This is a genomic window from Leeuwenhoekiella sp. A16 (assembly GCF_047946675.1).
Classification (GTDB): domain Bacteria; phylum Bacteroidota; class Bacteroidia; order Flavobacteriales; family Flavobacteriaceae; genus Leeuwenhoekiella.
In genome coordinates, this window is sequence record NZ_CP172313.1 from 17,774 (window position 1) to 32,896 (window position 15,123).

12 protein-coding genes are annotated in these 15,123 nt (G+C 38.1%); 10 read left to right on the forward strand and 2 right to left on the reverse strand.

All coding sequences use genetic code 11. From position 1 onward, the window contains the following. Positions 1–52 precede the first annotated feature (52 nt). The gene (locus tag ACH3O9_RS00090) at positions 53–304 is read right to left on the reverse strand and encodes a type B 50S ribosomal protein L31 (RefSeq protein ID WP_416443137.1); all 252 of its coding nucleotides are present in this window, start codon (positions 302–304) and stop codon (positions 53–55) included. 173 nt (positions 305–477) lie between these two features. Between ACH3O9_RS00090 and ACH3O9_RS00095 the strand changes: the two genes are divergently transcribed. The 7 genes from ACH3O9_RS00095 (at position 478) to ACH3O9_RS00125 (ending at position 7,960) form a co-directional block, all read left to right on the forward strand. Next, entirely contained in the window at positions 478–1,005 is a 528-nt protein-coding gene (locus tag ACH3O9_RS00095) for a DUF4199 domain-containing protein (protein ID WP_416443139.1), read from the forward strand. A 6-nt stretch (positions 1,006–1,011) separates the two neighbouring features. Next, on the forward strand, positions 1,012–1,959 hold the full coding sequence (locus tag ACH3O9_RS00100; protein WP_416443141.1) for a glycosyltransferase family 2 protein: 948 nt from the start codon (positions 1,012–1,014) through the stop codon (positions 1,957–1,959). A 52-nt stretch (positions 1,960–2,011) separates the two neighbouring features. After that, a complete protein-coding gene (locus ACH3O9_RS00105) occupies positions 2,012–3,739 on the forward strand; it encodes a phospho-sugar mutase (protein WP_416443143.1) in 1,728 nt (575 codons plus the stop codon). Between the two features lie 45 nt (positions 3,740–3,784). After that, positions 3,785–5,608: an ABC transporter ATP-binding protein gene (locus ACH3O9_RS00110; protein WP_416443145.1), complete on the forward strand. Its 1,824-nt coding sequence runs from the start codon at positions 3,785–3,787 to the stop codon at positions 5,606–5,608. 821 nt (positions 5,609–6,429) lie between these two features. Beyond that, positions 6,430–6,948, forward strand: coding sequence for an RNA polymerase sigma factor (locus ACH3O9_RS00115; protein WP_416443147.1), 519 nt, complete (start codon positions 6,430–6,432; stop codon positions 6,946–6,948). Between the two features lie 31 nt (positions 6,949–6,979). Then, positions 6,980–7,477 (forward strand): hypothetical protein, encoded by a 498-nt coding sequence (locus ACH3O9_RS00120; RefSeq protein WP_416443149.1) that lies wholly within the window; start codon positions 6,980–6,982, stop codon positions 7,475–7,477. A gap of 21 nt (positions 7,478–7,498) precedes the next feature. Next, positions 7,499–7,960 (forward strand): sensor of ECF-type sigma factor, encoded by a 462-nt coding sequence (locus tag ACH3O9_RS00125; RefSeq protein ID WP_416443151.1) that lies wholly within the window; start codon positions 7,499–7,501, stop codon positions 7,958–7,960. Here ACH3O9_RS00125 and ACH3O9_RS00130 read toward each other — a convergent pair. Beyond that, positions 7,957–9,009 (reverse strand): WD40/YVTN/BNR-like repeat-containing protein, encoded by a 1,053-nt coding sequence (locus tag ACH3O9_RS00130; RefSeq protein WP_416443152.1) that lies wholly within the window; start codon positions 9,007–9,009, stop codon positions 7,957–7,959. The two genes, ACH3O9_RS00125 and ACH3O9_RS00130, sit on opposite strands and share 4 nt — an antisense overlap. 75 nt (positions 9,010–9,084) lie before the next feature. On the opposite strand from ACH3O9_RS00130, the gene ACH3O9_RS00135 reads away from it, so the two are divergent. Genes ACH3O9_RS00135 through purL form a run of 3 tightly spaced genes read left to right on the forward strand, consistent with a single transcriptional unit; the run spans position 9,085 to position 15,072 of the window. Further along, on the forward strand, positions 9,085–10,293 hold the full coding sequence (locus ACH3O9_RS00135) for an RsmB/NOP family class I SAM-dependent RNA methyltransferase (RefSeq protein WP_416443153.1): 1,209 nt from the start codon (positions 9,085–9,087) through the stop codon (positions 10,291–10,293). 26 nt (positions 10,294–10,319) lie between these two features. Beyond that, positions 10,320–11,354, forward strand: a complete 1,035-nt coding sequence (locus ACH3O9_RS00140; RefSeq protein WP_416443155.1) for an endonuclease — start codon at positions 10,320–10,322, stop codon at positions 11,352–11,354. A gap of 49 nt (positions 11,355–11,403) precedes the next feature. Further along, positions 11,404–15,072: a phosphoribosylformylglycinamidine synthase gene (purL, locus tag ACH3O9_RS00145; RefSeq protein ID WP_416443157.1), complete on the forward strand. Its 3,669-nt coding sequence runs from the start codon at positions 11,404–11,406 to the stop codon at positions 15,070–15,072. The last annotated feature ends 51 nt before the right edge of the window (positions 15,073–15,123 follow it).

Genomic DNA, 15,123 nt, shown 5'->3' on the forward strand with positions numbered 1-15,123 from the left:
TAAAAAAGCCTTTGCAATCGCAAAGGCTTTTTCTATATCTTAAGAAAGATGCTTATTTAGCAAATTTCTTGTATTTGTTCTTGAACTTATCAATACGACCAGCGGTATCTACTAGTTTAGATTTACCGGTATAGAAAGGATGAGATGTTCTGGATATCTCAAGTTTAATTAACGGATACTCCGCTCCTTCTACTTCAATAGTTTCTCTAGTATTAGCAGTTGACTTCGCCAAAAATACTTCTTCATTTGACATGTCTTTAAATGCTACTATTCTATAATTTTCTGGATGTATGTCTTTTTTCATCGTGCTATGCTTTAAATCCGCTCAATTTTTGAGGTGCAAATTTAGAAATAAAAACTTATATAACAAGCGACAAATATAAAAATTAATTTATTCATATAGAAAATCAATTAGAATACATCTGTAACGTTTTAGTATTTTTGTTAACTAACTAGCCTAACCAAAATTTTCTTAAAATGACAAATCAATATCCTACCGCAAAATTTGCTTTGCCTAATGGCGTTGTTCTTGGTGCCATACTTATTGTTATAGTTGTGATCATGTATGTTACAGGTATGCTCTATGAAGGGAAGCAATGGCCTATGTACCTGTTCTATCTTATCTTTCCACTTTTTATAGGTTATAGTATCTATACTTATCGCTCTAAAAATGGTGGCTTTCTAACTTTGGGACAAGCAATAAAAGTAGGTCTCGCAATTGCTGCAATTAGCGGACTTGTTTATGCAATCTATAATGCTATTTTTGCGTACATAATAGAACCAGACTTTGCAGACACCATGTTAGACGTTGCCCGTGAGAATATGGTAAAGCAAAATCCTAATATGACAGAAGATCAAATAGAGACCGGTATGGCCATTGCAAAGAAAATGAGCAATCCATTATTAGGAGGCGCTTTTTTCATCCTGCTTAGCATCTTTTTTGGCTTTATATACTCTCTTTTTTCAGGTTTAATATTTAAGCGTGAGAATCCGTATCAAGAATAAGCTTTTATGCAACTATCGGTAGTTATACCTTTACTTAACGAAAAAGAATCACTTACAGAATTACACCACTGGATTGCAGATGTTATGCAATCCAGTGGTTTTTCATATGAAATTCTATTTATAGACGATGGTAGTACAGACGGGTCCTGGGAAACTATTACTCAACTTATTAAAACCCATCACGAGGTAAAGGGCATAAAGTTTAATAGAAATTATGGCAAAAGTCAAGCGTTAAACGCCGGTTTTGCTGCTGTTTCTGGAGATGTTGTAATCACTATGGATGCAGATCTGCAGGACAGCCCTGATGAAATTCCAGAACTGTACTATCTCATAGTGAACGGTGGTCATGATGTTGTTTCAGGATGGAAAAAGAAAAGATATGACTCTGTACTCACAAAAAATCTACCTTCAAAGTTATTTAATGCGGCCGCTCGTAAAACAAGTGGTTTAAAATTACATGATTTTAATTGTGGTCTCAAAGCGTATCGTCTAGAAGTAGTAAAAAATATAGATGTCTATGGCGAGATGCACAGATACATCCCACTTCTGGCAAAAAATGCAGGTTTTTATAATATTACAGAAAAACCTGTTAAGCATCAGGCGCGTAAGTACGGTGAAACAAAATTTGGCGCAGACCGCTTTATTAAAGGTCTTCTAGATCTAATCACGATCTGGTTTATAACTTATTTTGCAAGACGCCCTATGCACCTCTTTGGTGCGCTTGGTTTTATCATGTTTATTATAGGTTTTGCCTTTGCCGGTTATCTGGGTATAGACAAGATTTTTATAAATCCGCGAGGACGTCTTATCACTGCCCGCCCTCAATTTTATCTGGCTCTTGTAAGTATGGTAATAGGCGTACAACTCTTTATTGCAGGCTTTCTGGGCGAATTGATTTTGCGATCTAAGCATGAAAAACAACGGTACTTAATTAGCTCAAAAAAGGGATTTTAGACTGTTTTAAACTAATAGTTAAAAACGTATTTTTACAAACTAAACCAACGTTATGATATATATAGAACCCGAAATACTTGATAAAGTAAACGCATGGCTTACTCCTGATTTTGACCAGAAAACACAGGAAAAAATAAAAGACATGATCGCAAATGATCCTGAAGGCGTTAAAGAAAGTTTTTATAAGAACCTGGAATTTGGCACCGGCGGTATGCGCGGCGTAATGGGTTTAGGTACTAACCGAATAAACAAATATACTTTAGGTAAAAATACACAAGGACTGGCTAAATATCTTAAGCAGGCTTTTCCTGATGAAGATATTAAAACGGCAATTGCATATGACTGCCGTAATAATAGTAAAGAGCTTGCAAAGGTTGTGGCAGATGTTTTTTCTGCAAATGGTATACAAGTATACTTATTCAGCAGCCTGCGCCCCACCCCTGAGTTAAGTTTCGCTGTAAAGCATCTTAATTGTCATTGTGGTATTGTACTTACAGCAAGTCACAACCCACCAGAATATAACGGTTACAAAGTATACTGGCAAGATGGTGGTCAATTAGTGCCACCTCAGGATAGTGAGATTATTAATGTGATTGAAAATCTTCAATATTCTGAGATCAACTTTTCGGCTAAAGAAGATTTGATCACTTATATTGATAAAGATGTTGATGAAGCATTTATAAATGCATCTTTAAAGAATGGAAGCTTTTCGCAGTTGAATGGAAAGCGAGATGATCTTACAATCGTGTTTACTCCGCTTCATGGTACTTCTGTCACTTTAGTACCAGACGTATTAGAAAAAGCAGGCTACAACAATGTACATATTGTTGAAGAACAGCGTGAGCCTAATGGCAATTTCCCTACAGTAAAATCTCCTAACCCTGAAGAACCTGAAGCCTTAAAAATGGCAATGGAGCTTGCAGAGAAAACTAATGCAGATATTGTAATAGGTACAGATCCTGACTGCGATAGATTAGGTATTGCAGTACGCAATAATGAGGGAGAAATGTTGCTTCTTAATGGAAATCAAACCATGATCGTCATGACAGATTTCTTGTTAAAGAACTACTTTGGGGCAAATGCTCATAAGAACAATGAATTTATCGCTTCAACTATAGTTTCAACTCCTATGATGGAGGTTCTGGCTAAATCATATGGCGTAGAATGCAAACTTGGTCTTACAGGTTTTAAATGGATCGCTAAGATGATAAAAGATTTTCCTGCCCAGCATTTCATTGGCGGTGGCGAGGAAAGTTTTGGTTATATGGTAGGTGATTTTGTAAGAGATAAAGATGCTGTTACCTCTACCCTTCTCGCTTGCGAAATTGCAACTTGGGCTAAGGCAAATGGTTCTTCATTTTATGAATTACTCCTTGATCTGTATGTAAAACACGGTTACTACAAAGAAGATCTTACATCGCTGGTAAAAAAAGGTATTTCTGGAGCTGAAGAAATTAAACAGACCATGATAGATCTTAGAGAGAACCCAATGACAAGCATAAATGGTGAGAAGGTTATTCAAATAGACGATTATCAAAACGCTAAATCTCTAAAAGTAGCAACAGGTAATTCTACAGATATTGATATGCCAAAGTCTAATGTTCTTGTATATCATACAGAAAAAGGTAGCCGCATTGCTGCACGACCAAGTGGTACCGAACCTAAAATTAAATTTTATATCAGCGTTAATGAAGAATTACCTTCTTTAGATAAATATGATAAGGTAGATAAAACGCTTAATGACAGAATAGCCGGAATACGTAAAGAGCTAGGTCTGTAAATACTACAACGGCCCTGAAGTCAATTTCGGGGCTTATTTTTTTCTATGAATTACTTTAAACAAATCCTTCAGTTTGCGAGGCCATATAAGCGCTACGCGATACTTAACGTTCTTTGCAACATTCTTTATGCTCTTTTTAGTACACTCTCTTTTCTGGCACTTATCCCGGTAATTGAGATCCTTTTTGATAAAAGCAAGCGCGTGGTAGCTGCTCCCGTTTGGGAAGGCTGGGCAGGAGCTAAAGATTATGCCGTTAATTATTTTTACTTTAATGTAAGTGAGCGCGTTGCAGATAATGAACTTTCGGCACTCGTATTCATCTGCATAATCGTAGTAATTCTTTTCTTCCTTAAAAACCTGTTTGGTTACCTGGCAACATTTTTTATTACCTATTTGCGTAATGGTGTGATGAGAGATGTGCGCGACGCCATTTATGATAAGCTTATTGAGCTACCCGTTGCCTATTTCTCAGAAAAGAGAAAAGGTGATACCATTTCACGAATCACAGCAGATGTTAATGAGGTAGAACGCTCTTTTCTTTCTATTCTGGAAATGGTAGTTAGAGAACCGCTCACGATCATTTTTACGATCATCGCTATGCTTATGATGAGCGCCAAGCTCACCCTTTTTGTTTTTGTATTTCTGCCCATATCAGGTTTTATCATTTCACGTATAGGGAAATCGCTAAAAAAACAGTCTAACCAGGCACAAGAAGAGAATGGTCACTTTCTTTCTATAGTAGAAGAAACCTTATCGAGTTTAAAGATTATTAAAGGTTTTAATGCAGAAAACAGCTTTCGCGAAAAATTTCAAACTTCTACAGAACGTTTAAAGAATATTCTAAATAGCCTTATTAACAGACAAAATATGGCTTCACCCACGAGTGAATTCCTGGGTATTTTTGTAATAGTCGTTATTCTGTGGTTTGGTGGTCAAATGGTTCTTGTTGAGCAATCTCTGGGTGCCGCAACCTTTATTGCGTTTTTAGGGCTTTCTTACCAGATTTTGACCCCTGCAAAGCAGATAAGTAAAGCAGCTTACAGTGTAAAAAAAGGAGATGCTGCCGCAGAACGTATTCTGGAAGTCATCAACACTCAGTCAACAATTACTGATAAAGAGAACGCTTTAGACAAGAAAGAATTTTCTCATAGCATCAATATTGAGAATATTTCATTTAAATACGAAGATGAAAATGTTTTAAAGAACTTTAGCGTTACCGTACCTAAAGGAAAAACTGTTGCTCTTGTAGGGCAAAGCGGTAGCGGCAAAAGTACCATCGCAAATTTAATTACTCGCTTTTACGACGTTAATGAAGGTGCTATTGAGATAGATGGTAACAATATTAAGGATATTACTAAAAAGTCCCTGCGCGATCTTCTGGGGCTGGTAACCCAGGATTCTATATTATTTAATGACACCATCCGTAATAATGTGTTATTAGGTAAACCCAACTCAGGAGAAGAAGAAATAATTGATGCCTTAAAGATTGCTAACGCCTGGGAGTTTGTAAAAGATCTTCCACTTGGCTTAGACACAAACATAGGCGATAGCGGTAATAAATTGAGTGGAGGTCAAAAACAACGTATCTCTATTGCCAGAGCAGTTTTAAAGAATCCTCCAATCATGATTTTAGATGAGGCTACCTCTGCTCTCGATACAGAAAGTGAACGTCTGGTGCAAAAGGCTCTCGAGAATATGATGATGAATCGTACCTCTATTGTGATTGCTCACAGATTGTCTACAATACAAAACGCAGACCTTATTGTCGTAATGCAAAAGGGTGAAATTGTTGAGCAAGGTAAACATGACCAACTAATAGCCAAAGGCGGTACTTATCGCAAGCTTGTAGAAATGCAATCATTTGATTAACGATTCAAAAATCACAAAAATTCAAATAATATAAGTTGTAGTACTTTAGCTACAGCTGTAAATAAAAAAAGATGCTGCTAGGGGAGCAACATCTTTTTGTTTACCAAACAAAATACTAGGGGTAGGTATTCTGTTATTCTTGTTGTAATTGACTGACAGTTTGATTTGGGATGAAACGGCCAGTACTTTAATTATGGTTCAAATATAAAACGGATTTTTAAACCTCACAAGTTTTTTGTGTAATTAATCGTGAAATTGTGCACTTTATCGGAAATTAGATGAAATAGTATCACAAAACGTTAAAATAAGTTAATATACCCAATTCGAAAACGTTATAGTATTTAAATAAAAAATACAAGTTTTTAATTAATTCTACTCAATGCGCTTTTTAAGGATGAAGTGTTTTAAAAAAATGATAGTGAAAAGATAAATGGGGTTTAAAAAACAAAAGATGATACTTTCGCATCATCTTTGTTTAATCTTTGCATCTTGGGGCGGTAATACAAATTTGTTGTAGTTGAGTCAATTAAGACTTGGGTTTATTTTAAAAACGATCTTTTTTCGATTTGGGACAAAAAAGGATTGTATTTCTTATATCCTTGACCTAATGATTTGGGGTAAAAGGTCATTGGTTATTTTTATTGAAGCAAATATATGGGCTTTTCTATTACCAACCAAATATTTTGTGTAATTAATCGCTAATTTATGTATTTAAACGATAATTATATTTACTATTACGTTGTAATGTTAAAATAAGAAGCGCCTTTTAAACCGTTTCTAATAAATAATGTCAAACTTGTGGCCATCACAAATTCAATATTGTGCAATTGACCAGCAAAAAACCTGATGAATTAGTTTTTGAAGACCTTATAAGAGATTATAAGGAGAAACTCTATTGGCACATACGCAGAATGGTCATTTCTCATGACGATACAGACGATGTGTTACAAAATACGTTTATAAAGGTTTATAAGAATTTAGGTAATTTTAAAGGAGAGAGTCAGGTGTATACATGGCTTTATAGAATAGCGACTAATGAAACCATTACCTTTCTCAACAAAAGAGCAAAAACACTTAAGTTAAGTAACGAAAGCCTGCAGCAGAGTTTAGTAAGCAACCTGACAAGCGATCCATATTTTGATGGTGATGCTGCGCAGCTTAAACTTCAGGAAGCCATTAATCAATTACCGCCTAAGCAAAAGCAAGTCTTCATCATGAAATACTACGATGACTTACAGTATAACGAGATTGCTAAAATTTTAGATACTTCAGAAGGTGCTCTAAAAGCCAGTTATCATCATGCCGTAAAAAAAATAACGCAACATGTTCTTAATAATTAAACCTTTACTATAAAAAGAAGTCTATAGATTAATGAAAGAAAGCTGGAAAAATATTAAAAAGGAGGGGTACCAAGTTCCCTCAGGATATTTTGACGATTTTGAGAAAAATTTGAAAGAAGAAATTCTTTTGCAAACTATTCTTAAAAAAGATCAGGGTGGTTTTACTATCCCAGACGGCTATTTTGATAACCTGGATACACAAATTAATGCTCGCCTAAAACCAAAGAATAAGATATTCACTTTAGAAAAGAGCATAGCAATTGGCATAGTCATGAGTATTGCTGCCTTATTGGTTGTAGCACTTCTGGTTATAATTCCCGGTAGACGTATTTCAAATTTTGATGACCTCACATTTACTTCTATGGAAGAATATTTAAGTGAAGACGGTATTCAGGATTATATTTCTAATCAGGATCTTAACGAGATTGAGGCTTCCAGCTCCTTTATAGATAAGTCATCAGTATCAGACGATTTAATTTTTGAATATCTAGACAATACAATTATAGAAGACGACATTACTGATCAATAATTTATTTGATTTAAACAACCTATGAAAAATATAATTCTCATCATTTTCTTTCTAACAGCGATGACGACCTATAGTCAGGATAAAGATAAATATGAGCGTATTAAAGCGTTAAAGGTATCTTTTATCACAGAAGAACTTGAACTTACTCCGGCTGAGGCCGAAAAATTCTGGCCCATTTACAATTCGTATGATTCTAAAATGCACGATCTGCGTAAACGCGAAAGACGTCTCTTTCATGAAAAATATAACAGCGATGGTGTCAAGAACAAACTATCTGAAGATGATAGCAAAGAACTAATAGAAGAATATAATACCGTGCTTAATGAGCGTCATTCTCTGGAAAAACGTCTTATGGACGACCTCGTTAAAAAACTGCCTGCTTCTAAAATTGTTTTTTTACCTGAGGTAGAACGCCAGTTTGGTCAAAAGCTTTTTGAAGAGTATAAAAAGAGAAAAAATAAGAACGGTACAGAAGAAGATTAGTTTCTACTAAAATCTAATCTTGCAATTCGGTTCTTACCCGCTGCATAAGCCGTACTGTCATTGAGAAATCTAAAAGCATAGAATCCCTCCTTGCTTAAATTGGTCCATGTCTCGCCGCTGTCTTTGCTATAGTCAATTCCGGTAAAGCCGGAAGCTACAAGCTGCTCTCCCCCACTGTTTGGCACAAATTGCACACAGCTCTTATATCCCGGTTCATTACCATCTGCAACCAGCGTCCACGTTTTACCGCCATCCTGAGTGATGGCTTTATTACCGGTATTATTTTCTGGATCTGTATAATCGCCACCAATTATAAAACCGGTCATTTTATCATAAAAATCGATCGAATAGCCGCCAAAAGTAGCTTTATCCTTCACTAAAGGTGTATTAAATACTTCCCAGTTTTTGCCCTTATCAGGAGTGAAATAAACTCTTGAAGTACCTCCACCCGTAATTATCCAGGCTTTATTCCCGGCAGTCGCAATATTTGTGTTACTTGCAGCAAATGCGGCTTCGCCTTCCTTAATTTGAGGCAATTCATTGCAATCTAATTTCTTCCAGCTTTTGCCACCATCGCGAGTAATTATAATTGATAAACAATCTGATGTAGGATCTCCTATTGCTATTCCTTCTTTATCATTCCAGAATTTCATCGCATCATAAAAGATCTTTTCGTTTTCCTCTTCATAAACAAGTTCCATCCTTCCTGAGTCTCCTGTTTTATACAACAAAGCAGGGTTTTCAATACTCAACATATAAAAATCTGTTTGTGTATGTGCAGTGGCTCTAAAAGCCGGTGCTATACTATCTTTATAAAGTGTATTGGTATTCCAGACCTTTGTTGCTGGATTATAAAGACCAAACTTTCCATCAGTACCTGCAAATGCGAGGCTGCCGCCATCCATTATCTCAAGGGTTCTTATACTCACCGTATCCTCATAAATTGTTGTTATTTCAACATCTGTGAAAAATTTATTCTCTTCTTTAGTGGGTTTTTCTTGACAACTTGCCAGCAGCAAGAATCCCATAAAAACGATAAGCCTGTACATATTCTTTATTTTGCGTGAATATAAAACTATTCACCTACAAACCCGTACCTTTGCAGCCATTTTAAAACCAAATTCATGCGCTTACACCGTAATCTCGTTTTCGCCGTAGTTGATGGCTTGTTAGAAATATTTAACGAGGGAAGTTATGCCAGTAAAACGGTAGAAAAACAACTTAAAAGAGACAAACGCTGGGGATCGAGAGACCGTAGTTTTGTTGCTGAAACTATTTACGATATTGTACGATGGAAACGCCTATATGCAGGCATTGCAGAAGTTGGTGAGCCATTTGAGCGCAAAGATATCTGGAGGTTATTTGCTGTCTGGGCTACCTTACGCGGAATAACACTACCAGATTGGCCACAAATAGAACAAACACCTACCCGGCGCATAAAAGGGAAATTTGATGAACTTTCACAAACAAGGAAATACAGAGAATCTATACCAGACTGGTTAGATGAATTAGGTGAAAAAGAATTGGGTAAAAAGTGGGATGCAGAAATCGCTGCTCTTAATCAACAAGCACCGGTGGTTCTTCGTGTTAACCGTTTAAAAACTGACGTAGGCGCACTGCAAAAATCTCTTGCAGAAGAAGGTTTTGAAACAGAATCTATAAAAGGATATAAAGACGCTATTCAACTTAAAGAACGTGGGAATGTTTTCACAACCACTGCTTTTAAAGAAGGTTTTTTTGAAGTTCAGGATGCATCATCACAACTTGTAGCCCCATTACTTCAGGTTGAACCGGGAATGCGTGTTATTGATACTTGTGCAGGTGCCGGTGGTAAATCGCTACATCTTGCCGCTATGATGGATAACAAAGGGCAGATTATAGCTCTGGATATTTTTGGCAATAAATTAAAAGAACTTAAAAGACGTGCGCGTCGTGCCGGAGCTTTTAATATTGAGACCAGAACAATAGACTCTACTAAGGTCATTAAAAAATTATATAACTCGGCAGATCGTGTCCTTATTGATGCGCCATGTACAGGTCTTGGTGTGTTAAGCAGAAATCCAGATGCTAAATGGAAACTACAACCGGATTTTGTAGAAAGCATAAAAGTTAAACAACAAGAACTACTTCGCTCCTACTCAAAAATGGTTAAATCTGGCGGAAAACTGGTTTACGCTACCTGTTCTATTCTTCCTTCAGAAAATCAGGCACAGGTTAAAGAATTTTTAACTTCAGAAGAAGGAAAAGAGTTTAGTCTTGATCAACAAAAAGTTGTACTTTCAAGTGAGTCTGGATATGATGGTTTCTTTATGGCTCTTTTATCTAAAAAATAAAATTTCACTGTCCTAAAACTTCTCGCATGGTAAGACTTCTACTCCTTTTAATTTTCCTTCCGTTATCTATTTTGGCGCAGCAGCCATACTATGATGACGTAGATCTTTCAAAAAGTGGTGCTGCTTTAAAGCAAGAACTGGCGACTAAAATCACAGAAACGCACACCCATTTTCTTACATACACTCCGGGAATCTGGGAAGCAGATAAAGTTACAGATGTTGACCCCGAAAATCCTGATGAAGTTCTTCTGCTTTACGGCTATGAAGATCAAACTGATCAAGACCCAACAAATGACAGAACGAGAGATAAAAACAGAAATGGTGGTGATAATGGAGATTGGAACAGAGAACATACCTACGCTAAATCTTTAGGAACACCTAATTTAGGAAACGAAGGTCCCGGTTCTGATGCGCATCATTTACGCCCCAGCGACGTACAACGCAACGCCAATAGAGGTAACAGAAAATTTGCTGACGGTACCGGAAATTCTGGCACTGTAGGCACAAATTGGTATCCCGGTGATGAATGGAAAGGTGATGTAGCCAGAATGCTCATGTATATGTATCTGCGTTACGGCACACGCTGTCTACCCACAAACGTAGCCGTAGGAACAACCAATGCAGAAGATCCTGATATGGTCGATTTACTTTTAGAATGGAATGCAGAAGACCTTCCATCTGCAGTAGAAGATCAAAGAAATACCTATCACGACAGCGATGCAACATACGCACAGGGCAACCGTAATCCGTTTATAGACAATCCACATCTGGCAACAGAGATCTGGGGTGGTCCTGAAGCGCAAGACCGCTGGGACAATTTAGGTATTTTTGATACTGAAACAATTACCTTTTCGCTATATCCCAATCCCGCACATCATTTTGTAGAAATAAATACCACAGCACAACCAGAAAGCATCATCATTTATGATGTCACCGGTAAAGTTCTTGACACCTATAAATACCAAACATCTCTTGATCTAAGCTCTTACAAGACAGGTTTGTATTTTATTTCATTACAATCTCAGCAAAAAAGCAAAACAGTAAAGCTGCTCGTTAATTAATTTTTCAGTAGAAATCATTAAATTTGCGACTTCAATAGCGACACCCTTTATGATTCATTTTTTCGGTTCTCAGGATTTAAAAATATACGCCGTTCAAACCCAGGAAAATCTTTCTCAGGAAGATGAAAAAAAGTTAACCTGGCTTTTTGGCGACCAACCTAAACTACAAGCGTCTATTATTGACGCTTTTTTTATTGGTCCGCGTGCCACAATGATAACTCCCTGGAGTACCAATGCGGTTGAGATTACCCAAAATATGGGCATTGAAGGTATTGTGCGCATTGAAGAATTTACCGCTTCCGCGAAAGATGACGATGGGTTTGACCCCATGCTTTCGCAGAAATATGCGAAACTCGATCAGGAAATTTTCTATATAAATATTGAGCCGGAAAAAATTCTGCATATAGAAGATATTCATGCCTATAATGAAAAGGAAGGACTTTCGCTTAACGCGGAAGAAGTTGCTTACTTAAATGCCGTTTCTGAACGAATAGGCAGAAAACTTACCGACTCTGAAGTTTTTGGTTTCAGTCAGGTGAATTCTGAACATTGCCGCCACAAGATTTTCAACGGGAAATTTATCATCGATGGGGAAGAAATGCCTTCTTCGCTCTTTAAGATGATCCGTAAAACTTCAGAAGAAAATCCCAATGAAATTGTTTCGGCTTATAAAGACAACGTAGCATTTGTTAGCGGACCAAAAGTCACTCAATTTGCCCCAAAGTCGGCGGATAAACCCGATTATTACGAAGAAAAAGAATTTGAAAGTGTGCTTTCGCTTAAAGCGGAAACCCACAACTTCCCCACCACAGTCGAACCTTTTAACGGCGCCGCTACCGGTGCAGGAGGAGAAATACGCGATCGTCTTGCAGGTGGGAAAGGTTCGTTGCCACTTGCCGGAACCGCAGTTTATATGACAGCTTATTCCCGATTAGAAGAAGAAAAACCATGGGAACAGGGAATGCCAGCCCGGAAATGGTTATATCAAACGCCAATTGATATTTTGATAAAAGCTTCAAACGGAGCTTCAGATTTTGGAAATAAATTTGGGCAACCACTTATCGCCGGTTCTGTTTTGACTTTTGAAAATGAAACCGACGGTCGCAGATTAGGTTACGACAAAGTGATCATGCAAGCCGGCGGAATAGGTTATGGCAAGAAAGACCAGGCTTTAAAAGACAGTCCCAAAACCGGGGATAAAATCGTCATTTTAGGTGGTGATAATTACCGCATCGGGATGGGTGGCGCTGCCGTTTCTTCGGCAGATACCGGCGCATTTAGTTCTGGTATAGAACTCAACGCGATACAGCGCTCAAATCCTGAAATGCAAAAACGCGCCGCAAATGCAATCCGGGGGATGGTAGAGAGCGATCATAATCCCATCGTTTCTATTCACGATCACGGTGCCGGAGGCCATTTAAATTGCCTTTCGGAACTCGTAGAAGAAACCGGCGGAAAAATAGATCTTGATAAACTGCCCGTGGGCGATCCTACCCTTTCGGCCAAAGAAATTATAGGGAACGAATCACAGGAACGCATGGGACTTGTGATTGACGATAAAAGTATAGCAACGCTTAAACGTATTGCAGATCGTGAGCGCTCGCCTATGTATGAAGTAGGTGACGTGACCGGCGATCATCGCTTTACGTTTAAATCGGCGAGCAGCGGTGATTCTCCTATGGATCTTGATCTGCACGATATGTTTGGGAGTTCGCCACAAACGGTAATGAACGACTCCAAAATCGATCGAAAATATGCTGATTTTGAGTATAATTTGGCCGATTTTCATGAGTATCTGGAAAACGTATTACGGCTTGAAGCTGTAGCCTGCAAAGACTGGCTAACCAATAAAGTTGACCGTTGCGTAGGCGGCCGCGTTGCCAAGCAACAATGTGCGGGAAGTCTTCAACTGCCGCTTAACAATTGCGGCGTGATGGCACTCGATTATAAAAGTACGCTGGGTATTGCGACTTCCATAGGCCACTCGCCCATCAGCGGACTTATAGATCCCGTTGCGGGAAGTAAAAACTCTATCGCCGAAGCTTTGACCAATATCATTTGGGCCCCACTTGAGAAAGGTTTGAAATCGGTTTCCCTTTCTGCAAACTGGATGTGGCCGTGTAACAATCCCGGGGAAGATGCGCGTCTATATGAAGCGGTTCAAGCGGTTTCAGAGTTTGCGATTGAGCTGGGAATCAACGTGCCTACCGGAAAAGATTCGCTTTCGATGAAACAAAAATATCCCGATGGTGAGGTAATCGCTCCGGGAACTGTGATAATTTCGGCGGCCGGAAATTGCAGCAATATCAATCAGGTGATAGAGCCCGTTCTACAAAAAGAAGAAGGTGCGATTTATTACATCAACTTTTCACAAGATGAATTTAAATTGGGCGGTTCCTCATTTGCGCAAACACTCGATAAAATAGGAACTTCGGCCCCAGGTATTAAAAACAATGCAGCTTTCGCGAAAGCGTTTGACACTATTCAAAAGTTGATTAAAGAAGATAAAATTGTTGCCGGGCACGATGTGGCTTCCGGTGGTTTGATCACTACGCTGCTTGAAACGTGTTTCGCAGAACCAGATTTGAGTGCTTCTTTTGACCTTTCCGCTTTTAGCGAAAAAGACCTGATCAAAATTCTATTTGCCGAAAATGCCGGAATAGTTTTTCAGGCAGCAGTCAATAGCAATGTGGAAGAATTTCTGAACCAAGAGCAAATAGAATTCTTTAAAATAGGAACCGTTACTTCAGGAGAAATTCTGGAAATCAAAAAAGACAGTATTGAGGTTGGTTTAAATATTCCATCGCTGCGTCAAAAGTGGTTTAGAACTTCCTATTTGCTGGATCAAAAACAAACTGCCAATAATCTGGCTACAGCTCGTTTTGAAAATTTCGCCCAGCAGGCTTTAAAATTCGATTTCCCCACTCATTTTACCGGTAAAAAACCTGCCTTAGAAGGTCTAAAATCGCGCCCAAAAGCTGCGATTTTACGCGAAAAAGGAAGTAATTCTGAACGTGAGATGGCAAACGCTATGTTCCTGGCTGGTTTTGATGTAAAAGACGTACACATGACCGATTTAATTTCAGGTAGGGAAACCCTAGAAGATATTCAGTTTATTGGTGCTGTGGGTGGTTTTTCAAATTCTGATGTGCTAGGTTCAGCCAAGGGTTGGGCAGGTGCTTTTCTGTATAATGAAAAAGCAAATACTGCTTTGAAAAATTTCTTTGCTCGTCCTGATACTCTTTCGGTTGGGATTTGTAATGGTTGTCAGCTTTTTGCAGAACTTGATTTACTTTATCCTGAACATGATGAAAAACCAAAAATGCTGCATAACGATTCGCACAAGCATGAAAGCGGTTTTACCAGTGTGACGATTGCAGAAAATGATTCAGTTATGCTATCTACTTTGGCAGGTGCGACTTTAGGCGTTTGGATCTCACATGGGGAAGGTAAATTCCACCTTCCGCTAAGCGAAGAAAATTACAAGATTGTCGCTAAATATGGTTTTGACAGTTATCCCGCAAACCCGAATAATTCGGCATACAACACAGCAATGATGAGTGATAAAACCGGGCGTCATCTGGTTACTATGCCACACATCGAGCGCTCAATTTTTCAATGGAACTGGGCAAATTATCCTAAAGGACGAAAGGATGAGGTAAGCCCCTGGCTGGAAGCTTTTGAAAATGCGAGAAAGTGGATTGAAGAGCAGGAGTAAAAAATAAGAATGTCAACAGATAACTTCCAATGTAATTTTGTAAATCAATTT